The sequence below is a fragment of the Pontiella sulfatireligans genome, assembly GCF_900890705.1.
GTDB classification, from domain to species: domain Bacteria; phylum Verrucomicrobiota; class Kiritimatiellia; order Kiritimatiellales; family Pontiellaceae; genus Pontiella; species Pontiella sulfatireligans.
In genome coordinates this window covers 1892082-1913014 of the sequence record NZ_CAAHFH010000002.1, presented here as the reverse complement: position 1 = coordinate 1913014, position 20933 = coordinate 1892082, and the positions used below count along the sequence as shown (strand labels likewise).

Below are 20933 nucleotides of genomic sequence, written 5' to 3'. Positions count from 1 at the left end.
CCTTGTTCGATATTCGTTATTCCCTACTCATCCAAACTGGAGAGGTCCGCATTGAATCCTTCGCCGCCTTCCGCGCCGTCGGCGCCGAGGCAGATGAGTTCATAGTCGGTGCCGTCGGAAGCCGGTATCTGGAGAAGATAGTCGTTGCCCCACGGATCGCGGAGCGCGGTTTTCTTCCGCATGTAGGGACCGCCCCAAGAGCCGTCGTCATCATCGGGCGCAACCACGAGCGCGAGCAGGCCTTCTTCCTCGGCGGGATAGGTTCCGCTATCAAGCTTGTAGCGCTCAAGTGCGGTTTCGAGCTGGCTGAACGAGGTCCGCGCCGCCTGCACCCGCGCCTTATCGGGCTCTTTGCGGAACGTCTGCATCGAAATGGTTCCAATCACCATCAGGATCACGACCACCACCAAAAGCTCCACCAAAGTGAAACCACTGCTGTTCTTTCTTTTCTTCTGGTTCATTACTACCTCCGTATTCATTTTGAATGCCGATTTCCGATTTCCGGGTCTGCGACGCTTTTTTTTAGAAGCCTGTCGGCGCAGCCGTCCCTCAAATCCAAATTCCAAATTCCAAAATCACAATTTCCCCTATCCACCACTCGTGCTCATGGCCATCATGCCCTGCATAATGCCGATCACGATGAAGCCGACAAAAATGCCCAGCACAACAATCATTAAAGGTTCAAGCACGCTTACAAAACGGTCGGTGGTGGCCGAGACCTTTTCCTCGTAGCGGTCGGCGACCTTATTGAGCATGGTGCCGAGCTCGCCGGATTCTTCGCCCAAGGTCACCATGCGCGAGGCAAGCTGCGGAAATTCGGGGTGCCGCTGGAGCAGCGGCCCCATTGGCTGTCCACCCTGCACGGCCTCGTAGACCTTTTTCATGAGATGTTGCAGCGCGGCGTTCGAGAGCGTGCCGCCGGTAATCGAGATAGCTTGCAGGATCGGCACCTGGCCGTCGAGCAGCGCGCTGAGCATCCGGCAGAAGCGGCTGGTTTCAGCTTCGGCCGTCAGCCGGCCAAGCACAGGAATCCGCAGCACTTTCAGCCCCCACTTTATTTTTCCTTCATCAGTGCGGGTAAAGAATTTGAAGACCGAAAAGCCGGCCACGATCAGAAGGGGCGTGAACCACCAGTAGGTGCGGTTAAACTCGCTCATGGCAATCACGGCACGAGTGGACGCCGGCATAAGCTGCCCGCTCTCGGTAAACATGGCGGTGAGCACCGGAATCAAAAACCACATCAGGCCGGCCACCACTCCGATGCCCAGCACCAGAACCAGAGCCGGATAAACCATGGCGCTGGTGACCTTTGCCCGGAGCTTTTGGCGGCGCTCCATCAATTCGGCAATGCGGCGCATGATGAGCTCAAGCGAGCCGGAGGCTTCGCCGCCGCGCACCATGTTGGAATAGAAGCGCTCGAACACCTTGGGGTGGCGCGCGAGGGCGTCAGCGAACGAAGCCCCGCCGTTGACGTCTTTCCAAACCTCGGTGAGCACTTCTTTAAAACCGGCGTGGACGCTGAGCTCGGCCTGGGTTTTGAGCGCTTCTTCGAGCGGAATCTTGGCATCGAGCAGCGCCGAGGTTTCGGTGGAGAATTCCATCAGCTGCTGCGCGGTGATCCGCCCGCCGATCGAGCGCGAAACCGACGCTAAGCTTTCGGGCGTATCGGAGCTGGAGATGCTGAGCAACACCAATCCCGTTTGCTGCACCAACCGAACGGCCTGGTTTTGCGATGGAGCCTCGATGGTTCCGTTGCGCGCCTCGCCTGTGGCGGTAATGGCTTTATATGTAAACTTGTTCATGAGTCGTATTTCGTATTGCGTACTGCGTATTGATCGGCTGGAATACGCAGTACGCAGTAATAAATCCTATGTCCATTGCGTTACCCGGCGGATTTCTTCTACGGTGCTGGCGCCTTTGATGACCGCTTCCCAGCCGCTTTCGCGGAGGAGGCGGGTGCCGTGTTTTTTGGCGAGTTCGCGGATGGGGCCGGCTTCGGGCGATTTTTGGATGAGCTCGCGCATTTCATCGTTGGCGGCCATGAGCTCGTACAAGCCCATGCGGCCGAAGAAGCCGGTTCCGTCGCAATGTTCGCAGCCCTTGCCGTGATAGAGGGTGTATTCGGGATCGACGGCTTCGGGGAAGTCGGACAAATGCGAGCGGCTGACGACGGTGGCCTCGGCGCAGTGCGGGCAGATCCGGCGGCAGAGGCGCTGGGCGAGCGAGCCGGTGAGCGCGGAGGCGATGAGATAGCTTTCGACGCCCATGTCGGCCAAACGGGCAATACTGCCGGCGGCGTCGTTGGTGTGCAGCGTCGACAGCACCATATGGCCGGTAAGCGAGGCCTGAATGGCGATGTCGGCCGTTTCGGCATCACGAATTTCGCCGACCATGATGATGTCAGGATCCTGGCGGACAATGGAGCGCAGGCCGTTGGAGAAAGTCATGCCGATCTTGGGGTTCATCTGAATCTGATTGATGCCCTGCAGGCGGATTTCGACCGGATCCTCGATGGTGATGATCTTCACTTTGTCGGAATTGAGGTGGGTGAGCGCGGTGTGGAGCGTAGTGGTTTTTCCGCTGCCGGTCGGGCCCGTAACGAGAATGAAGCCCTGGGGCTGTTCGACCATTTTATTAAAGAGGTCGCGCTCGCGGTCGGGCATGCCGAGGCTGGAAAAGTTGAGCTCGACGTGCTGCTGGTTGAGCAGGCGGATGACGACGTTTTCGCCGTAGATGGTGGGCGTAGTAGCCACGCGCATGTCGAGGTCGTGCCCGTGGATCTGCATCTTGATGCGCCCGTCCTGCGGAATGCGGCGCTCGGCGATATCTATCTTGGCCAGCAGCTTGAGGCGCGAAATGACGGCGGCGTGATGCTTTTTATCGATGGATTCGGCGGCGTGCAGGACGCCGTCGACGCGGTAGCGCACGCGCAGGTTGTAGTCGCCGATCTCGACGTGGATGTCGGACGCGCGCTTTTCGACGGCCTGGGTGATGATGAGGTTGACCATGCGGACGACGGGCGCTTCGAGGGCGAGGTCGCGGAGATGCTCCTCTTCGTCGCCCCACTCGCCGGCCTGGAAGACTTCGGCCTCCGCCATCATGGACTTAAGGTTGTTTTCAGCGAACGCCTGCACCTTGGCCAGCGCCGCGTCCATCTGTTCTTCGCTAGCGAGGTAGACCGGCAGCGCCTCGCCGTGTTGCAACCGGGCGGCTTCGATGGATGACCAGTCGGATGGATCGTCGGTGATGGCGCAGATGGAGTCTTCCAAGGTCAGGAACAGCACGCGGTGCTCGATCATGAACGGAAAAGGGAGCTGCTCTTCGAGGAAGAGGTGCTCGGCCGGCTTTTTATGCGGGCAAACGGGAAGTCCGTACTGCTCGGAAAGCGCCTGCACCAGCTCCTCCGGCTGAATATCGCCGTTGTCGACCAGGATTTTTCCAACCCTCGAAAGCCCCCCGCCCTCGTTCTGCTTGCGCAGGGCGGCCTCGATGGCGTCGCGGTTGACGCAGCCGCCGGCCACGAGAATGTCGCCTATGGGACGATAGGCCATTATTCGGCCTCCGGAAGAACAGGCTCAACAGGCTCTTCTTCCTGCAGGTTATATGTTTTGCGGATCTCTTCACTGCTTTGGCTCAGGGCCCCCATCAGCTTCCGACGGAAATCGCGGGTGAGCAGGTCGGTTTCATCGCGCGAATCGACAACGTGCGGCGTGAGCACCATCAGAATTTCGGTTCCCTCCTTGCGGATGACGGTGCGGCCAAAGAGATATCCAACAAATGGAATGTCCATGAGGTATGGAATGCCGACTCGCGCCTCGATGTCGCCCCGCTCGATCAGACCGCCGAGAATGATGGTCTGGCCATTGTCGACCTGAAGGTTGGAGCGGATTTCGCGGGTTCTAAAGGTCGGTGCGCTGTCTTCCGTCGCGATACTGTCCTCCACTACGCGGCGGATTTCCTGCTCGATATTAAGCGTGACCATTTCCTGATCGTCGATATGCGGCGTAACCCGGAGCGTGATCTTGGCGTCGCGGTAGTCGAACGAAAAGTTTTCGTTGCCGCCGGAACTCAGCGTGCTTTGCCGGATGGGCACCTCTTGACCGAAGGAGACTTCGGCTTCCATGCCGTCGCGGGTAAGCACGGTCGGAGAAGAGAGCACCTGAAGGCGGTTGTCGTCCTGGGCGGCCTGAATGAGCGCCCACTTTTTATCGTTGGCGTTGAGAAAATAGGTGAATCCATTGGCTGCATCGGTGATCGGCGTGATTCCAGAGGCAAGGTCGCCAAGCTCTAAACCGCTTTGCTGACCCGCGGAGCTTCGGTCCTGCCCGCCGCCCTGCACGGCCCATTCCACGCCGAGGTCGATGCCTTCGTCGAGCACCACTTCAACCATGGCGGTTTCGATGAGCACCTGGCGGCGGGATTTGTCGAGCTCTTTAATGGTGCGTTCGATTTCGCGCTGCATGTCGGCCGGGGCATTGACGATGAGGGTGTTGGTGTCTTTGTCGGAGAGAATGATGACCTCTTCGTCCATCTGTACGGCGGAACCGCCCAATGATGCGCCGCCGTTGGCTGAGTGGCTTGCAGACGACTTTGCTTTGGGTGACGCTGTCTTGGCTTTCGACGCGCCCGCGGTTTTTGACGCCGCCGCTGGTGCCGGGGCGGCGACCGATGCCTTGGCTATTTTGGTGGCGGTCTTGCCACGCTCGCGCTCGCGCAGCTGCGCCTGCTTATAGAGATCGGAGTAGAGGCTGCTGAGGGTTTTCCCGATTTCTTCCGCCTCGATTACCTGCATGCGGTAAACCTTGGTGACGCGTTCGTTGAGATCGTCGGTCTTATCGAGCAGCTTCACCCATTTTTCAACCTGCGCCAGCTGGTTGAGCGCCAGGTTTTGGGCAACCACGGCATTCAGGCGCGGCACGGCAAAGAAGCGGATCGGCTGGCCATTGCTGCCTTCCTGCCGGTAGAAAATATTGGTGAGCTCGCCGGCGACATCTTCGGAGTCGGCCATCTCCAACACATAGTGCGACATGACGGAGGGCGGAAGGTCCACCATGGCCACCAGCTCCTCGACCTGGCGCAGAAAAGCCTTGGTCCCGATTACGATGATGGTCTGGGAGCCGCCCATGGCGAATACGCGCTGGGGCTTTCCGCCGACGCTGCTGAGAAACTGCTGCGCCTGCGCGCCGCTGATGTTCTGGAGCTTGATGACGCCGATGACGGGCTGTCCGTCAGGCAGGTCGGAGTTGGCTGAACCTAGAACGACCGGACGGATGTCGGAGGGTGAATAGATCCACACGCGTCCGCGTTGGATGCGCTGGACGCCGGCGGTGTCAAGGATGGCATCGAAGAGCTCGAGCTTATTCTCCCGGTTCCAGGTGGTGACGTCGCCGGCACGGATGCTTACTTCCTGCGTAACATTGACGGAGGGGGAAATGATGAATTCCATTCCGAGATCGCGCGAAAGCACCTCGATGCAGTCCTTCAGCGTGACGTTTTCCCAGTTGATGGCGACCTCGGACTTGGAGGCGTCGCGCGTGACCGCGGACTGAACCGGAGGAATGGAAGTTGAAGAATCGCGCTGGCTGGTGATGGCCGTGCCTTGCGGCGCGGCATTGGCGGGCGACGGCGCCGGAGGCCGGGCCTCTTGGCCAAATGCGCCCGGAAGCCCCGTTAAACTCATGGATGCCGTAAGCACCCAGCTTAAAATCTTGGAAGGTTTGTGCATTACCCTGCCTCGCGTTGGTTATTCGTTTCTCTTAAAATCATACCTGTACTCTCATGGGACGCTTTCCTGTAAGCCTTTTCAGACAGAAAGCGCAACAATTCTACGCAAGCCCGACACGGGTAAATGTCAGGAAAAGGAAACACCGAGCGTTCTGGTTAATATGAAACGACGCAACTTTATTCCCCTGCTTGCTGCCGCGCCGGTATTTGCGCAGCAAACGCCCTATGAAAGACGGCAGATCCAAGGATGGACGGTTGTAGTGAGCCGGAGGCTGCTTGATGAGGAAGCACCGCTCGCCTCCGAGGCGATCAAACTGCTGGAAACCAAGCTCAAGGAGGTTGTGCATGCCCTCCCGGCAGAAGCGGTGGAAAAGTTGCGGGCGGTGCCGGTCTGGCTGGAGCATCAAGACAATGGCGCGGCAAAGTGCGCGGCCTATCATCCATCAGCGAAATGGCTGACGGATCACGGGCATAATCCAAACAAGGCCCGCAGCGTTGAGTTTGCAAATCCAACGCTCTTTATCCAATGGTCGGAAATCCAGCCTTCGATGGTGCTGCATGAAATGGCGCACGCCTACCACCATCAGGTTTTGACCCACTCCTTTGAACCCATTGCCTCTGCCTACAAACAGGCGTTGAATTCCGGGCTTTATGCCGAAGTGAAGCATGCCAAAGGAAAAGCAAGGCGCGCCTACGCACTGAACAATCAAAAGGAGTTCTTCGCCGAATTGAGCGAGGCCTATTTTGGGCGGAACGACTTTTTCCCGTTCAACCGCATGGAATTGCGGGAATACGACCCCAAGGGCTACGCCGCCATTGAAGTGGCTTGGAAAACAAGCGCCTAGTCGGCTGGAACAGTTTCGTCGAGCAGGCAGGCAACGGATTCCTTCGGGCGGAACGGGTGCAGGAAGGCTTCGGTGAAGTCGTAGCCGCCCATGAAGTCTTCGATGGAGTCCTCGTCGGTCTTGCCGAGCAGGCCTTCGTTGACGAGGTTGAAGACGAGATTTCCAAAATCGACGCATTCATTGATGCCCCACTCGCAGAGGACGCGCTTGGCTACCGGACCAAATTGAACGAGAGCATAGTCGCGAATGCCGGAGAGCAGCTCCTGGCCGGAAACGTGGCGGGGTTTGTCGAGCTTGCGCACGGTATGGTCGAGCGCCTCGCGGATGAACATATAGGCTTCAGCCGTATAGCGGACATCCTTTTTGAGGATCGGAGCCAGCAAATCGTCTTTGTTTGGTTTTTTCATGGTCTATAAATGCTTTCGCAATTTTCCGGCCAACTCAGCCATTTCATCAAAATCGTCGTATTTTTTCGCGTTCCAGTTCCAGTGGTGCCCATCATCGGAGAAACGCGGAATGACGTGTATATGAATATGGGGCACTTCCTGCCCCGCCGCCGTTCCGTTGTTTTGCATTATATTGACCCCGTCGGCGCCCAGTGCGTTCATTTGCGCCTGGGCAATGCGCTTGGCAACGAGGTGAAGCTTGGCCAGTACATCGTCCGGCGTTTGGGTTACAGGGTCATAGTGCTTTTTAGGGATAACGAGCGCGTGCCCTTTGATAATCGGGCCAATATCCATGAAAACAAGCACATCGCCGTCTTCATAGACGATGGTTGCCGGGATTTCCTTTGCGGCTATTTTACAGAAAATGCAATCACTCATGCGTCGGCTCCATTTTTTCAATACCGGCGGGCGTGTATACAGCAGGGTTTCGGTTTTTCAAATATAAATAGCGCGCCACAATTCCCACAAGAAAGAGGGAGCAGATCACGAGAATGTACTTTTTCTCCTGATTCGTGAGCTTAAAACCGGCCTGCAAGGGACTGGGAAGATTTTCCGCCATGCACAGCAGTGTAGCAAAAGCGCTGTAAATGGGCAGACTGATTTTCGAGAATAGAGGGTTTGGCGCGGTTATGTTCCCGGCGGCGGCGGATTCGGGGCTCCGCTGCGCTCTTCGGTCGAAAACCCGGGGCGCGGCGGCATGTTGGATCCGCCGCGACGGCCATGCGACTCAAACTGCGTGCGGGCGCTTTCCATGAAAAGGGCGAATTTTTCTTTGCCGAGAATCTCTTCCATTTCCATGCGGTTGCGCACGAGAATCCAAAGCTGCTCTTTCTGAAGCGCGCATATTTCGTCGATAGCGGCGCCAAGCTGCTTCTCTGCTGCGCCGGACTTTTGAAGGGCGGAAAGTTTCTTGCGGGCTTCGCCGGATCGTTGCGAGACGATCCGCATCTTTTCTTTATGTGTTCGCTGAAGCTCTTCAATCTGCCCTTGCTGCTCATCCGAAACACCAATTTTTTTGAGGGCCTTTTCCATCAGCTGAACCCGGTACTCCTCCATTTTTTCTTTTTGACCGGTCGTCATATCAGAGCGGCGCGAACTGTGCGGGCGTTCTGGGCGCTCGCCTTTTTCCTGGCCGGGGCGCCATTCACCACGTCCGCGCGGGATTTGGTTGGTTTGCTGAGCTATTGCGGGAATAACCAGCGCAGAAAGGGCTAAAATTAAAAGCTGTTTGTTCATAAGGTATCTCCAGGATCTCTGTGCTCGGCTGTATAACGCAGCCTAACAAGCGCTTATTGCCTATAACAGCTCAAACTTTTTCGGGCAGGCGCTAAGATAGCGGTAGCCGCTCTCTGTTACCACAACCGTATCCTCAATCCGGACGCCGCCGAGGCCGGGATAATAGAGGCCGGGTTCAATGGTGATCACATTGCCCGGCTCGAGCGTTTCACCGCTGGCTCCAACCCGTGGAAGTTCGTGGATGTCGAGCCCGACCCCGTGGCCGGTTCCGTGGATGAAACCGACGTAGGCACCGTCCACCTCCTTGGTTTCGAAGCCGCGCTGCTCAAAAACGGTTTTGCACAGTCCGTGAATTTCATCAGCGCATACGCCGGCCTTCACTGCGCGCAACGCAACGGCCTGAGCCGCTTTTACCGCGTTATAGAGCTTTTTAAGCTCTGCCGAGGCCGGCCCTCGGCAAACGGTGCGAGAGATGTCGCCCCAATAACCGGTTTTTTCGGAACGCGGAAAAATATCCAGTATAACGGATTGGCCGGCAAAAAGCGGGCCGTGGCCGCGTTCATGCGGATCGGTGCCTTGATCCCCGCCTGCGACGATGGTTTCGATCCCGGCGCAATCGTGATCGATGAGGGTTTTGTGTATCAGCTGGCGCACTTTTTCGGAGGTCAGGAATTCCTTCTCTATAAAGAGGTGGCCATTTTTACCTATTTTTGCCGATCCGATCAGCGAAATTGCGCTCTTCATAGCCGCCACGGCGGCTTGCTGGCTTTTCCTAAGCTTCGCAATCTCCGCCTTGTCCTTAACTTTGCGCTCGGGACAGATCGCTTTCCGCTCGATGGCTATCTTGAATCCTTTTTTTTCCAACGCATGGAAAAGTCCGGCGGGAAAATCGACCGGCACCAAGATGCGACGGAGTTGCGCTATTTCCATCAAAATCCGGATTTGCTCTACCTTATTCCATGCTTTTTTACCTTTAAGGCCTAGATCAGCGGGTGTGAATATCTGTGTTCCGGGAGTAGACTGCTTTATTGCCCTGCCCTTTTCCATGGCCGAAACAACGAGCAATCCACCTTGGGCCGTTTTCATGTAGAGAAATGAGTCAGGAGCAGTAAATCCGCTTAAATAGTGAATATTCGTGGTGCTTGGAGATGATCCTGCAACTAATATCATACCTGTTAATTGATTCATTTGGGCACAACCTCCTCAAATTCCTTGCCTTACAACTTATCTATACCGCAGAGCTACAATTATGGCTTAACCATATCCCAACAATTGGAGGGCTATCTTGTGTAGTTGCGTTCCGTTACAACCATATTTAGTGGTATGGGTTTTTTTACGCGATTTTTTTCGCTCTTAACTTGAGCACAGGATGGCGTTGAACTACCTTTCAATCTCGCAAGTGAGAATAGGAAACCACTGCCTGTTAATAACTTGTCAATAAGGTCAGATCTCCTGTTAAGGAAAAGCAATTTACTAATATGTCCATGGAAAACAGCAATATTTGGAACGAGGCGTGCAAACAGCTCAAGGGGATACTCTCCGGCGATATTTATGACCGCTGGATCGCAGTAATTCAGTGTGTGGATATTTCGGACACCACCATGCGCCTAGCTGTTGCCAACGACTTTTATAAAGACTGGCTAGAGGAAAACTATTTTCCGATGATCCGCAAGGCCGTAATGGTTGTAAGCGGCAAGGAAATTAATATTTCGCTGGAAGTCGATTCCAGTTGCTTTGATATCGCCAAAGAAGAAGCGGAACCGGAACAGCATGCCCCTATTTCAATTCCCGGCCTCGGTTTTGGCGGAAATAAAAAGCCTACTCACAACCTTAATCCCAACTATACGTTTGATTCCTATGTTGTCGGCCCGGCCAACCAATTTGCCCACGCGGCCTCGATGGCGGCGGCCAACTCGCCGTCTCGCACCTATAACCCGCTGTTCATCTATGGCGGGGTCGGTCTTGGAAAAACCCACCTGATGCAAGCGATAGGCAACCATGTTGCCTCTAAGAAGCCCCGCGCCAAAATTTGCTACATCACCTGCGAAACCTTCCTGAACGAATACATCGACGCGCTCCAGAACAACAACGTGGCCGCTTTCCGGAAAAGATACCGGAAGATCGACATGCTGATGATCGACGACATCCAGTTCCTCGACGGCAAGGCGCGAATCCAGGAAGAGTTCTTCCACACCTTCAACACCCTTTTTGAGAGCCATAAGCAGATTGTGCTCACGTCCGACCGCACACCCAGCGAAATGGCCGGCCTTGCGCCCCGTTTGATTTCGCGCTTCGAATGGGGATTGGTGACTGAACTTGGAAAACCGGATGTGGAAACCCGCACCGCTATCCTCCGCAAAAAGGCTGAACTGCTTAACCTCAAAATCGACAACACCCTGCTTGACTACCTTGCTGAACGTATTTCATCCAATGTCCGCAGCCTCGAAGGGGCATTGATCCGGGTGGCTTCTTTTATGTCGCTCACCAATCAAAAAGTGGATGTGGAAAAGGTGGAATCGCTCTTGCACGATCTGCTCGACAAGGAATCGCAGGCGTCCATCAGTGTTGACATCATTCAACGCACCGTTGCTGAATACTTTGACCTGCGCCCTTCTGATCTCACAGGAAAGAAGCGTACTAAAGATATCGCCTGGCCGCGCCAAATTGCTATGCATCTTTCCCGCTCCATGACCACGCAGTCGTTCCCGGTGATCGGAGAGCAGTTCAGTCGCAACCATGCCACCATCCTTTATGCTAACGAGCAAGTTGCAGGAAAAGCCAAGGAAGACCGTGGCCTGCAGCAAACCATTGCCATCCTGAAGGATAAGGTAAACAAGAACTGCGCCAAAGCCATACAGTAGGGCTTCCTTCATCGGTAGGTTCTTTGAGGCCGTCCTTCCGGGACGGCTTTTTGTTAGTTCATAGCCCGTTTCAAGGGAGTGGAAATCGTCAATGGTATCGTAACGGTTCACCCGAGCTTCGCGAGGGATACGCGGTCAGGTTGGTGCGAAACGACGGCAGCGAAGCGGCTAAGCGTTCCCCGTAATCGGGGAAGGAACCTTTTTTATTGGAGGCCAACTTAGGCTTAGAAGTTTTATTCAATATTTCATGCCATTAGAACCCCAATTGGCTTGAAGAATCGGTGCGTCATGGAATAATACTCATCTGCATTCAGCTCCGTAGAATCCGATGGATTTGATCAGGACGAATGCAAATACGACCCTAACGGGCTGTTAATGAAACCTTAGTAACCTGTGGAGTTTCTGAGGATGGATTTAATAACTCGGAGTTGTGAACAGAACGCCGTATTTACGATCCGTTTATCAACAGGGTTATTAATGTTTTCAAACTTTTACGGGTGACGGGGTTACAGAAAAAAAGTACTGTTTTCCGCGGTTATCTACAGACCAATACTAATAGTGAATTTATAAATAAACTATATCTATATAATAGGAGGCTTGTTAATGAAGTTCAGCATCGAGAAGGATCAGATTCTGGAAGCGCTGCAAAAAGTGCAGTCGATCGTTGGCCAACGCACAACGTTGCCGATTCTTTCAAACGTTCTGCTTGAAGCGGGCAATGGCAAGCTGACGCTGACAACCACCGACATGGAGGTGAGCGTACGCACGAGCATTGAGGCCGACATTGACGAGGAAGGGTCCACCACCCTGCCCGCCCGCCGCTTCTTCAGCATTTGCCGCGACCTCCCCAGCCATCAGGTTGACATTGGAGTGAGCAACGAAGATGTAGCCACGATCATTTCGGGTTCCTACAACTGCAAGCTGGAAGGCCTTTCGAAAAATGATTTTCCGCCTATGCCCACATTCGAAGAGAGTTACTCCTATACGCTCAAGCGGGACGCCTTCAAGGATATCCTCCAGAAAACCTCCTACGCGGCCTCTACGGATGAATCCCGTGCGATTTTGAACGGTTCCCTGATGGCGTTCCGCGACAATAAGCTGACAACGGTCTGCACCGACGGACGCCGGCTCGCTTTGGTTGAGCAGGAAATCGACATGCCCGAAGAAGCGGAAGTCGATATTGTGGTGCCTACTAAGACTGTGAGCGAGCTGATCAAAACTCTCGAAGGCGAAGGCGAAGCAACGATCAAAACCTCGGCAACGCAGGTGGCTTTTGAATTTGGAAACATTTTCATCATTTCCAAGCTGATCGACGGCACCTATCCGAACTACCGCCAGGTGATTCCGTCGCAGTGCGAAGAACGCATCGCGATCGACCGCGAAATGTTGGCCAGCGCCGTCCGTCGTGTTTCTCTGATGCTCGACGACCAAGCCGCCTCCGTAAAGGTTAAGATTACTGAAAACCGCTTGGAGCTTATTACATCGTCACCTGAAATCGGCGAATCCAACGAAAGCGTTCCGGTAAAGTATTCCGGCAAGGACATTACCATTGCCTTCAATCCTGGCTTCCTGCTAGCGCCGCTCAAGCATCTCGACTCCGATGAGGTTTTCCTTGAGCTGTCGGACGAGCTGAGCCCCGGCGTCATCAAGACCAATGTACCGTTTCTCTACGTGATCATGCCGATCCGTGTGAACTAAAATGCATCAAAGGAGGCTGGGAAAAGGTTTTTCCCGGCATTCTGAAGTTTCAGAAAACGGGAAAATGGTTGCCGAACTAGGGGTCGAACCTAGACTAAGCGAGTCAGAGTCGCTAGTGCTACCATTACACCATTCGGCAAACAAGGTCGGAAAAGTATCCATTTACCCCAACGGGATCAAGCAGGTTTCATAAAAAAATGTCTATCGGTAACGAAAAGAAAATTGTGCGCCTGCTCGGCGTCGGATTCGATGCTGAAGACGGCCACGTCCGCATTACCAAAGGCGAGAACTACGATGTGTTCATGGGCTCCGGCGAGAGCCATGAATATCTTCAGCAGCTCATCCAGAAAATCGAAGAGGAGCTTAAGGCCCGAGGCATGAAGCTCGACGACCTTACGCCCAAAGAATTCGGTGAGTTTTTTAAATCCATCCAATAGGGGTGCGTGCAAAGCCTCGGGGTACTAAATTTGAACAAACCTCTTCCAGAACTGCTGGCTCCCGCAGGAACGCCTGAAGCAGCTTGGGCGGCCCTCGCGTATGGCGCTGACGCCGTCTATGCCGGACTGACGCAGTTTTCCGCCCGCGCCGGCGCAGGGAACTTCACGAGTGAGGCGCTCGACGAGCTGATCGGCTATGCACACAGCCTCAGTCGCCATGTCTATGTAACCTTCAACACGTTGGTGCAGCAGCGCGAGCTCAATGCGGCACTCGAAACATTTGCGCTGATCCGCGATCTGAACGCCGGCGGCGTCATTGTCCAGGACATGGGCATGGCCCGTTTGATCCGAAATAACTTTCCGCAGCTTCGTCTGCATGCCAGCACCCAGCTCGCGGTTCATAATTTGGCTGGAGCAAAACAATTAAAGGCATCCGGATTTTCCCGCGTCGTGCTGGCGCGCGAATTAAGACTCGCTGAAATTAGAGAAATCAGCCGAAACTGCGGCCTCGAAACTGAAGTATTCATTCATGGCGCCCTTTGCTTCTCCTACAGTGGACTCTGCCTTTTTTCGTCGCATATGCTCGGTCGAAGCGGCAACCGCGGTCGCTGCGCCTACTGCTGCCGCCAACCCTTCAAGGCTAAAGACGAAAATGAATCGCTGCCGTTTTCGATGAAGGATTTTTCTGCGGCTTCACATTTGCCCGCACTGCTTGATGCTGGTGTGGCATCGCTCAAAATTGAAGGGCGGATGAAGAGTCCGCTTTATGTTGCCGCTGTTACCGAATTCTACCGCAAAGCGCTCGAAGGCGATTCAGCGGATGAAGAGCAACGGCTCTCGGACATCCAAACCATTTTCGGACGGCCTTCAACCGGCCTTTATCTTGATGATTCAGCCGACAATCCGGTTGATCCTGTAAACGATGGGCACCGTGGTGCGTTGATTGGAACAGTTAAATCCGTTGTCGGTCCATGGCTCGTGCTTCACAGCAGTCGCGCTCTGCAAAAGCACGACGGTCTAAAGATAGAAAGCGATGGAACCCATCCGTTTGGTTTTGCGGCCGATGAGATGCGACTAGCGAGCGATCCGGAAAAGAAACGCCGTTTCGAACTTCCAGCGGCTGCGGAGATAGCGCTCAAGCTGCCAGCAGATTCGCCACGGATCGAGATTGGAGTTCCCGTCTATTGCTCATTTTCGCAGGCGGTGCGCCAGCGCTACGAATTCAGCACCCCTCGCCCCGGAGTGTTCCGCCAGCGCCGTCCGGTTGATATTCATGTTTTGCAATCCGCTGAAAGCGTTGCGCTGACGGCCTCGGCCGACTGCGACGGAACTCAGGTGCAAGTGGAAAATACCCTGCCTGGTCCATTTGAACCGGCGCGCCAGCCGGAAAAATCAGTGGAGGCAATTCGGCGCTGCTTTGAAAAACTCGGAGAGACCGATTGGATGCTCGGTAAACTCACCTTCGGCGAAGGTTCCGATCCGGTTTTTGTTCCGGCTTCCATGTTGAATAATGCCCGTCGGAAGTTGATCGACGATTTTTCCGAGGTATGGAACCAATCCAGAAAGAGCTTTTTCATTGAGGAGGTTATTCCTACCGAACCTGCAGCGCAGTTAATTTCGTGGTCCGTTAAAACGCGATGTTTTAAACTATTGGAAAACCTCGAAGGCATCGATGAACTTGTGTTGGAGGTTGATTTGTCTAACCTTGCATCTATTAATACTGCGATTGTTGCTTTGCCCCCGGAAAAATTACGGCTCGCCCTACCCGTTATTATTCGCGAAGAAGACACCGTTGCATTTCGCGAGTTCATTGATTCGTTGCCAAACCAGCAAAAATGGGAAGCAGCGAATGTTGGGGGGCTTCATCTATTGAAGGGCAAAGCGGATATTACTGCCGATTGGCCGCTTTACACACTTAATACCCAGGCCGCATTGCAATGGTGCGATCAAGGAATCCGGCAGTTTGTCTTTTCGCCCGAGGACGATTCGCAAAACTGGTCGGCATTGATTCCGCAGCTGGGCGATGCGGCCATTGTACCGGTTTACCAGCATACGCCCCTGATGATTTCCGCCACACCGCCGGCTGGGCACGAAGAAAAACTGACCGACCGCTCGCGCCGCTCCTTCCGTATTGAAAAAAACGGACGGCAGTTTGTAGTTGTTGGAAAAACGCCGTTTTCGTTGGTTGAACATTTCGATGAGCTGAAAGAACTTGGTGCGCGTCGCTTCCGCATCGATCTCTGCTACGGCATCGATACATCCGAGCAAGCTGGCGACATAGTCCACAAAATCATTCACGCTCAGCCCATAAATGGGCATTCCGGAAACTTTAACCGCGAGCTGCAATAAACGGATGCGACGAAGCGCATCCACCATACAGTCTAATGCTCAAATAGCATGGTTTTGCAATCGACGCCGGCAATGGCCTTTATTTCTGTAATCATTCTGCAGGTTTCAGCGGTATCCGCCATTTCCAGCAGAATGAGGCCGTTTGAGGAGCAGATGTCGTCATGAATGCCCAACCGGGTTTTTATCTGGGAACCGTAGCGGGTGAAAAGCTCTTGCACTTGAACAGCGTGTACTTCTCGCTCTACAATATGCACCCCAACAATAATATGCTTATCCATTATTTTTTCCTTATCCCATTCGTGAAGCGTGACGATTGAGGCGTGAATTCAATTCGATTACACCTTAATCTTCATGTGAAAATTCACGCCGCCTGATAATACTACACAAGTTCCTTTTTGTAGTATTTAGTATGGAGCAACTCATGCGATTTATGGCCCAGGGGTACGCCGAGGAATTCTTCGTAGAGTTTGGCGACACCTTCGTTTTCGTGCGACTTTCGCAGGGTCTTGCCTTCGTCTTCTGCGTAGATCGCGGCGATACGCTTTTTGCGGACTTCGTCGGTGGTGATGCGCGGTTGTCCTCCGCCTCCAATGCAGCCGCCGGGGCAGGTCATTACTTCAACGAAGTGATATTCCGCTTCGCCGGCACGGATTTTATCGACGAGTTTGCGGGCGTTGCCCAAGGCATGCGCCACGGCAACCTTGACGGTCACCCCTTCAAGGAAGCTCCATTCAGGAACGGTTCCCTCAATGGTAATTTCGGCATCTTTGATCCCTTCAAGGCCAACGACCGGCGAGACGTGCAAGTTTTCAAACGGCAGTTCGCGACCGGTAACAATTTCATAGACGGTACGAAGGGCAGCCTCCATCACTCCACCGGTATTGGCAAAAATGTCGGCCGCGCCGGTGCTGAGTCCGAGCGGCGCATCCATTTCGGAATCGGCGAGGCTGGAAAAGTCGATTCCAGCTTGTTTGACCATTTTCCCCAGTTCGCGGGTGGTGAGAACAATATCCACATCCTGCGCATCGCTATCGTTCATTTCGTCGCGGGCGGCTTCATGCTTCTTGGCGGTGCAGGGCATGATGGAAACCATGACGATCTCTTCCGGCTTTTTTTCTATTTTTTTTGCATAGTAGGTTTTAACCATGGCCCCCATCATCTGCTGCGGTGATTTGCAGGTGGAGAGATTGGAGAGCATATCGGGGTAGAAATACTCCGCGAACAGAATCCAGCTGGGACAGCAGCTGGTGAACATGGGCAGGGCCACGTCCTCCTTGTCGACTAACGCCTTTTTCAGGCGGGTGAGCAGCTCCGTCCCCTCTTCCATAATGGTAAGGTCGGCAGAAAAGTCGGTGTCGAATATGGCGTCGAATCCCATATTGCGCAGCGCGGTAGTCATTTTTCCGGTAACGAGCGTTCCGGGTTCCATGCCAAAGCATTCGCCGAGCGCGGCGCGGATGGCCGGGGCGGTTTGCACGACAACGGTTTTGGATGGGTCGTCCAGCGCGGCCCAAACCTCGTCGATCTGGTCGCGTTCGGAGATGGCACCGACCGGACACACAGCCGCGCACTGTCCACACTGTACACAGGTCACCGTGTCGAGGTTCTGCGCAAAGGCAGGGCCAATCGTGGTTTTGAAGCCACGGCTTTGCGGGAAGAGAGCGGATACGGTCTGAATGGCCGTGCAAACGGTTACGCAACGGCGGCACGAAATACACTTGGCGCTATCGCGCACAAGCCCGGCCGTACTGTGGTCCTGGAAGCGCTGCGCCTTTTCGCCCTCGTAACGCAACTCCTTGATGCCGAGGTCATGGGCGAGACTTTGCAACTCGCAGTCTTCGTTGCGATCACAGGTTTGGCAGTCGCCTTCATGTTCGGAAAGCAAGAGTTCAACGACCACTTTGCGAGCCTCGCGGACACGGCGGTTGTTGGTAGTTACCTTCATGCCCTCGGCCACGGGCATCACGCAGGAGGCCACCAGGTCCTTCACCCTCTCGATTTCGACTAGACAGACGCGGCATGCACCAATGGCTTGGATGTTTTCAAGATAGCAGAGCGTGGGGATCTTGATGCCTGCCTGCTTGCAGGCTTCCAGCACTGTGGTTCCTTCTTCAACGGTAAGCGGTGTGTTGTCGATGGTCAGATTAATCATATCTCAATTTCTCGTTTATTAAATTTCCATTACCAAGTGTGGACTTCTTCGCGGTAGTCGCAACGCAGGCAGCGTTTGGCCTGCCGGATTGCCGTGGCTTCATCCCACGGCTGCTCAACCTCGTCGAAGTTGCATCGCCGCCGCTCCACGGGAATGAGCGGCTGTTTTTCACGTTCATACATAACGGGTTCCGCATCGGGATCGAAGAAAGTGTTGTTCCGCTTCTCCTCGCGCCAAAAGGCATTGTTTTTACCGGTAAGAAATTGGTCGATTCCTGCCGCGGCCTTTTCACCGTCGGCCACAGCTTCAATCACTGAAGATGGGCCTGTAGCGACATCGCCGCCAGCAAAGATCCAATCTTTAGAAGTTTTTTTAGTGAGCGCGTCGGTAGAAAGATAGCCGTTGCGCTGTAAATTAAACGTGTAGTTGCCGCTCAGTGCCGGCAAATCCACACTTTGACCAATGGCCACGATGACTTGGTCGCACGGAACAATAAAGTCCTTGTCTTCCCCTGCAACGGGACGCCGTCTTCCGGAACGGTCGAATGCACCGAGCTCCATCGGTTTGCAACGGATGCCAACCACGTGGCCGTTTTCCACAACAATTTCTTCAGGAGAAGTAAGTAGCTGTAGTTTAACGCCTTCGGCTTCTGCCTCTTCAATCTCCTCTTCGTAGGCCGGCATTTGCTCCCGCGTGCGGCGGTAGAGCACGGTCACGGTTTTTGCATCTAGACGGGTGGCGGTTCGGGCGGCATCAATGGCCGCATTGCCGCCGCCAATAATGACGACGTCCTTGCCAACCGGAACGGAACCGCGGACGTTGTATTCGCGCAGGAAACTGATTGCTTCGGTGACGCCCTCTGCGTCCTCGTTTTCCAGCCCAAGCATTAAACCATCTGGGGCCCCTACTGCGAGAAATACGGCTTCGTAGCCGTCCGCCTTAAGGCTTTCGAAGGTAAAGTCCCGTCCAAGCGCCCGGTCGCATTCGATATCGACGCCGAGGCGTTCAATCATGCGGATCTCGCGAGCGAGGATTTCGCGAGGAAGGCGGTAGGATGGAATGGTCTGCGCCATCATGCCGCCGGGGCGTGACGAGGAATCGAACACCTTAGGCTTGTAGCCGAGGCGCGCAAGAAAGTACGCACAGGACAGTCCCGCTGGACCTGCGCCGATGATGGCGATTTTTTTTGAGGCATTCTTTGCGTTCTCTTTGCATTCGGGAACTTGAATGATCATTTCTTGTTCCACCATGAAGCGCTTTATGCCGCGGATGGAAATCGGGCTGTCGAGCGAGGAGCGGCGGCAGTGCTCTTCGCAGGCGTGGAAGCAAATGCGGGCACAAGCGGCCGCAAATGGGTTGCGTTCGCGGTGCAGCTTGAGCGCATCGGCATAGCGTTTTTCTCCGACGAGCGAAACGAAGCCAGGTACATCGACCGAGGCCGGACACGCACTTTGGCAGGGGGCACGGACGAGGCCGGCGCATACGCCGGCGCGGCACTTCTTTTCGCGAATGTGCTCTTCGTATTCCACCCGAAAATGCCGGATGGTGGATAGCACCGGATTGGCGGCGGTTTTGCCTAGGCCGCACAAGGCCGTTTCTTTGATTTGGTTGCCGAGGGAAATAAGCTTTTCAATATCGCCCTCCTCCCCTTTTCCATCGCAGATGCGCTCGAGAATTTCGAGCAGTCGTTTGGTTCCCACACGGCACGGGGTGCATTTGCCGCATGATTCTTCCTGAACAAATTCAAGGAAGAAGCGGGCAACATCGACCATGCAGCTTTCTTCGTCCATCACGATCAAACCGCCGGAGCCCATGATGGCGCCGAGTTCGTTGAGCGATTCATAGTCGAGCGCCACATTGAGATGCTCTTTTGGAATGCAGCCTCCAGACGGGCCGCCAAGTTGCGCGGCCTTGAACGGCTTGCCATCGATCATTCCGCCGCCGATGTCGTAGAGGAGTTCGCCGAGAGAAATGCCGATTGGCACTTCCACCAATCCGGTGTTGTTTACCGCGCCGGCCAGTGCGAATACTTTCGTTCCCTTGCTCTTTTCAGTGCCGAGTTCGGCATATTTTTCGGCACCGTCAGAAATGATAACCGGTATGCTGGCAAACGTTTCCACGTTGTTCAATAAGGTAGGCTTTCCCCATAGCCCTTTGATGGCGGGGAATGGCGGCCGCGGCCGTGGTTCCCCGCGGTTGCCTTCGATCGAGGTCATTAGCGCGGTTTCCTCTCCGCAGACAAATGCGCCGGATCCCATGCGTATTTCCAGATCAAAGCAAAACTGGGTTCCAAGTATGTTTTCACCAAGCAAGCCAATGTCGCGCGCTTGGTTGATGGCCCTTTGCAGGCGTTCGATGGCGATTGGATATTCAGCGCGACAGTAAACATACCCGCGAGCGGCACCAACGGCATACCCCGCGATGGACATGCCTTCGATTACGCTATGGGGATCGCCTTCCAGCACACTGCGGTCCATGAATGCTCCTGGATCACCTTCGTCCGCGTTGCAGACTACGCTTTTGATATCGGACTCCGCCTCGCGGGTGAATTTCCACTTCAGTCCGGTCGGGAACCCTCCCCCGCCCCGCCCACGCAATCCGGATTCCAAGATGCTGTTGACTACTTCTTCGGAACTCATTGAAGAAACGGCCTTTGCAAGCGCCTGATATCCTTTGGTCGCGATGTACTCGGTTATTTTAAAAGGGTCGATATTTCCGCAATTTCGTAGCACCACCTTATTTTGCCGTTTGAAATACTCGATATCATCAATGTCCGCTACCGGTTTTCCGCTAGCGGCGTCCTTATGCAGCAAATGCGAAACTATCTGCCCCTGCATAATATGCTGCTCGACAATGGTTTTTGCGTCCTCAGCAGTGATACCTTGGTAGAACACATTGTCGGGCATAATTTTAGCAACAGGACCTGCGGCGCAAGGCCCCATGCATCCGGTTTCGACCAACGTGGCCTTATGTGCAAGGTCGTTGTCTGCAATGGCCTGCTTAAAGGCTTTGCAAATTTCCAGAGCACCAGAAGCCAAGCACCCTCCTCCAACACAGACTAATATTTCACGCGCTGAGCCATCGCGAGACTTTGGAAGCGAGTGATCGACACGAAGTCCAAGCTTTTGGATCTCTCGGATTTGTAGTTTCGTTAGATCTGCCGGCGATTTAATTTTTTCAGACAT

The 20933-nt window shown here is 54.5% G+C and carries 16 protein-coding genes and 1 tRNA gene; 5 read left to right on the top strand and 12 right to left on the bottom strand.

The window, feature by feature from the left end:
- Positions 1-23 precede the first annotated feature (23 nt).
- The 4 genes from gspG to gspD all read right to left on the bottom strand — a co-directional run bounded on the left by gspG (position 24) and on the right by gspD (position 5725).
- On the bottom strand, positions 24-461 hold the full coding sequence (gspG, locus tag SCARR_RS20850) for a type II secretion system major pseudopilin GspG (RefSeq protein WP_168433496.1): 438 nt from the start codon (positions 459-461) through the stop codon (positions 24-26).
- A gap of 126 nt (positions 462-587) precedes the next feature.
- Positions 588-1802 (bottom strand): type II secretion system F family protein, encoded by a 1215-nt coding sequence (locus SCARR_RS20845; protein WP_136063576.1) that lies wholly within the window; start codon positions 1800-1802, stop codon positions 588-590.
- Between the two features lie 66 nt (positions 1803-1868).
- Positions 1869-3551, bottom strand: coding sequence for a GspE/PulE family protein (locus SCARR_RS20840; protein ID WP_136063575.1), 1683 nt, complete (start codon positions 3549-3551; stop codon positions 1869-1871).
- Entirely contained in the window at positions 3551-5725 is a 2175-nt protein-coding gene (gene gspD / locus SCARR_RS20835) for a type II secretion system secretin GspD (RefSeq protein WP_136063574.1), read from the bottom strand. Before gspD ends, SCARR_RS20840 begins: the two co-directional genes overlap by 1 nt.
- Positions 5726-5885: 160 nt before the next feature.
- Here gspD and SCARR_RS20830 point away from each other — a divergent pair, with 160 nt between their 5' ends.
- On the top strand, positions 5886-6569 hold the full coding sequence (locus SCARR_RS20830; RefSeq protein ID WP_136063573.1) for a M90 metallopeptidase family protein: 684 nt from the start codon (positions 5886-5888) through the stop codon (positions 6567-6569).
- On the opposite strand, the gene SCARR_RS20825 is transcribed toward SCARR_RS20830, so the two are convergent.
- From SCARR_RS20825 to SCARR_RS20810, 4 genes are all read right to left on the bottom strand, one after another.
- Entirely contained in the window at positions 6566-6976 is a 411-nt protein-coding gene (locus tag SCARR_RS20825; RefSeq protein WP_136063572.1) for a Minf_1886 family protein, read from the bottom strand. The genes SCARR_RS20830 and SCARR_RS20825 overlap by 4 nt on opposite strands.
- 3 nt (positions 6977-6979) lie before the next feature.
- Complete coding sequence (locus SCARR_RS20820; RefSeq protein WP_281281204.1) at positions 6980-7414, bottom strand: HIT family protein; 435 nt, start codon at positions 7412-7414, stop codon at positions 6980-6982.
- Positions 7415-7642: 228 nt separating this feature from the next.
- On the bottom strand, positions 7643-8251 hold the full coding sequence (locus SCARR_RS20815; protein WP_136063570.1) for a Spy/CpxP family protein refolding chaperone: 609 nt from the start codon (positions 8249-8251) through the stop codon (positions 7643-7645).
- A gap of 60 nt (positions 8252-8311) precedes the next feature.
- Positions 8312-9421 (bottom strand): Xaa-Pro peptidase family protein, encoded by a 1110-nt coding sequence (locus SCARR_RS20810; protein WP_342803705.1) that lies wholly within the window; start codon positions 9419-9421, stop codon positions 8312-8314.
- A 308-nt stretch (positions 9422-9729) separates the two neighbouring features.
- On the opposite strand from SCARR_RS20810, the gene dnaA reads away from it, so the two are divergent.
- Both dnaA and dnaN read left to right on the top strand, forming a co-directional pair.
- Positions 9730-11112, top strand: coding sequence for a chromosomal replication initiator protein DnaA (dnaA, locus tag SCARR_RS20805; RefSeq protein ID WP_136063568.1), 1383 nt, complete (start codon positions 9730-9732; stop codon positions 11110-11112).
- Between the two features lie 603 nt (positions 11113-11715).
- The gene (gene dnaN, locus SCARR_RS20800) at positions 11716-12810 is read left to right on the top strand and encodes a DNA polymerase III subunit beta (protein WP_136063567.1); all 1095 of its coding nucleotides are present in this window, start codon (positions 11716-11718) and stop codon (positions 12808-12810) included.
- Positions 12811-12875: 65 nt separating this feature from the next.
- Here the strand turns inward: dnaN and SCARR_RS20795 are convergent.
- Positions 12876-12949, bottom strand: a tRNA-Gln gene (locus SCARR_RS20795).
- Between the two features lie 58 nt (positions 12950-13007).
- On the opposite strand from SCARR_RS20795, the gene SCARR_RS20790 reads away from it, so the two are divergent.
- Entirely contained in the window at positions 13008-13247 is a 240-nt protein-coding gene (locus SCARR_RS20790; RefSeq protein WP_136063566.1) for a hypothetical protein, read from the top strand.
- A 30-nt stretch (positions 13248-13277) separates the two neighbouring features.
- The gene (locus SCARR_RS20785) at positions 13278-15596 is read left to right on the top strand and encodes a peptidase U32 family protein (protein ID WP_168433495.1); all 2319 of its coding nucleotides are present in this window, start codon (positions 13278-13280) and stop codon (positions 15594-15596) included.
- Between the two features lie 32 nt (positions 15597-15628).
- On the opposite strand, the gene SCARR_RS20780 is transcribed toward SCARR_RS20785, so the two are convergent.
- From SCARR_RS20780 to SCARR_RS20770, 3 genes are all read right to left on the bottom strand, one after another.
- Complete coding sequence (locus SCARR_RS20780) at positions 15629-15874, bottom strand: hypothetical protein (protein WP_136063564.1); 246 nt, start codon at positions 15872-15874, stop codon at positions 15629-15631.
- A gap of 101 nt (positions 15875-15975) precedes the next feature.
- The gene (locus tag SCARR_RS20775; RefSeq protein WP_136063563.1) at positions 15976-17748 is read right to left on the bottom strand and encodes an NADH-dependent [FeFe] hydrogenase, group A6; all 1773 of its coding nucleotides are present in this window, start codon (positions 17746-17748) and stop codon (positions 15976-15978) included.
- Positions 17749-17777: 29 nt separating this feature from the next.
- Positions 17778-20933 carry an NADH-ubiquinone oxidoreductase-F iron-sulfur binding region domain-containing protein gene (locus tag SCARR_RS20770; RefSeq protein WP_136063562.1) on the bottom strand — a complete coding sequence of 1052 codons (3156 nt, stop codon included), beginning with the start codon at positions 20931-20933 and terminating at the stop codon, positions 17778-17780.

What these genes read in the sequence shown, in the direction of transcription:
- gspG (WP_168433496.1), bottom strand. Translation starts at nt 461, where the DNA reads ATGAACCAGAAGAAAAGAAAGAACAGCAGTGGTTTCACTTTGGTGGAG.
- SCARR_RS20845 (WP_136063576.1), bottom strand. Translation starts at nt 1,802, where the DNA reads ATGAACAAGTTTACATATAAAGCCATTACCGCCACAGGCGAGGCGCGC.
- SCARR_RS20840 (WP_136063575.1), bottom strand. Translation starts at nt 3,551, where the DNA reads ATGGCCTATCGTCCCATAGGCGACATTCTCGTGGCCGGCGGCTGCGTC.
- gspD (WP_136063574.1), bottom strand. Translation starts at nt 5,725, where the DNA reads ATGCACAAACCTTCCAAGATTTTAAGCTGGGTGCTTACGGCATCCATG.
- SCARR_RS20830 (WP_136063573.1), top strand. Translation starts at nt 5,886, where the DNA reads ATGAAACGACGCAACTTTATTCCCCTGCTTGCTGCCGCGCCGGTATTT.
- SCARR_RS20825 (WP_136063572.1), bottom strand. Translation starts at nt 6,976, where the DNA reads ATGAAAAAACCAAACAAAGACGATTTGCTGGCTCCGATCCTCAAAAAG.
- SCARR_RS20815 (WP_136063570.1), bottom strand. Translation starts at nt 8,251, where the DNA reads ATGAACAAACAGCTTTTAATTTTAGCCCTTTCTGCGCTGGTTATTCCC.
- SCARR_RS20810 (WP_342803705.1), bottom strand. Translation starts at nt 9,421, where the DNA reads ATGATATTAGTTGCAGGATCATCTCCAAGCACCACGAATATTCACTAT.
- dnaA (WP_136063568.1), top strand. Translation starts at nt 9,730, where the DNA reads ATGTCCATGGAAAACAGCAATATTTGGAACGAGGCGTGCAAACAGCTC.
- dnaN (WP_136063567.1), top strand. Translation starts at nt 11,716, where the DNA reads ATGAAGTTCAGCATCGAGAAGGATCAGATTCTGGAAGCGCTGCAAAAA.
- SCARR_RS20790 (WP_136063566.1), top strand. Translation starts at nt 13,008, where the DNA reads ATGTCTATCGGTAACGAAAAGAAAATTGTGCGCCTGCTCGGCGTCGGA.
- SCARR_RS20780 (WP_136063564.1), bottom strand. Translation starts at nt 15,874, where the DNA reads ATGGATAAGCATATTATTGTTGGGGTGCATATTGTAGAGCGAGAAGTA.
- SCARR_RS20775 (WP_136063563.1), bottom strand. Translation starts at nt 17,748, where the DNA reads ATGATTAATCTGACCATCGACAACACACCGCTTACCGTTGAAGAAGGA.
- SCARR_RS20770 (WP_136063562.1), bottom strand. Translation starts at nt 20,933, where the DNA reads ATGTCTGAAAAAATTAAATCGCCGGCAGATCTAACGAAACTACAAATC.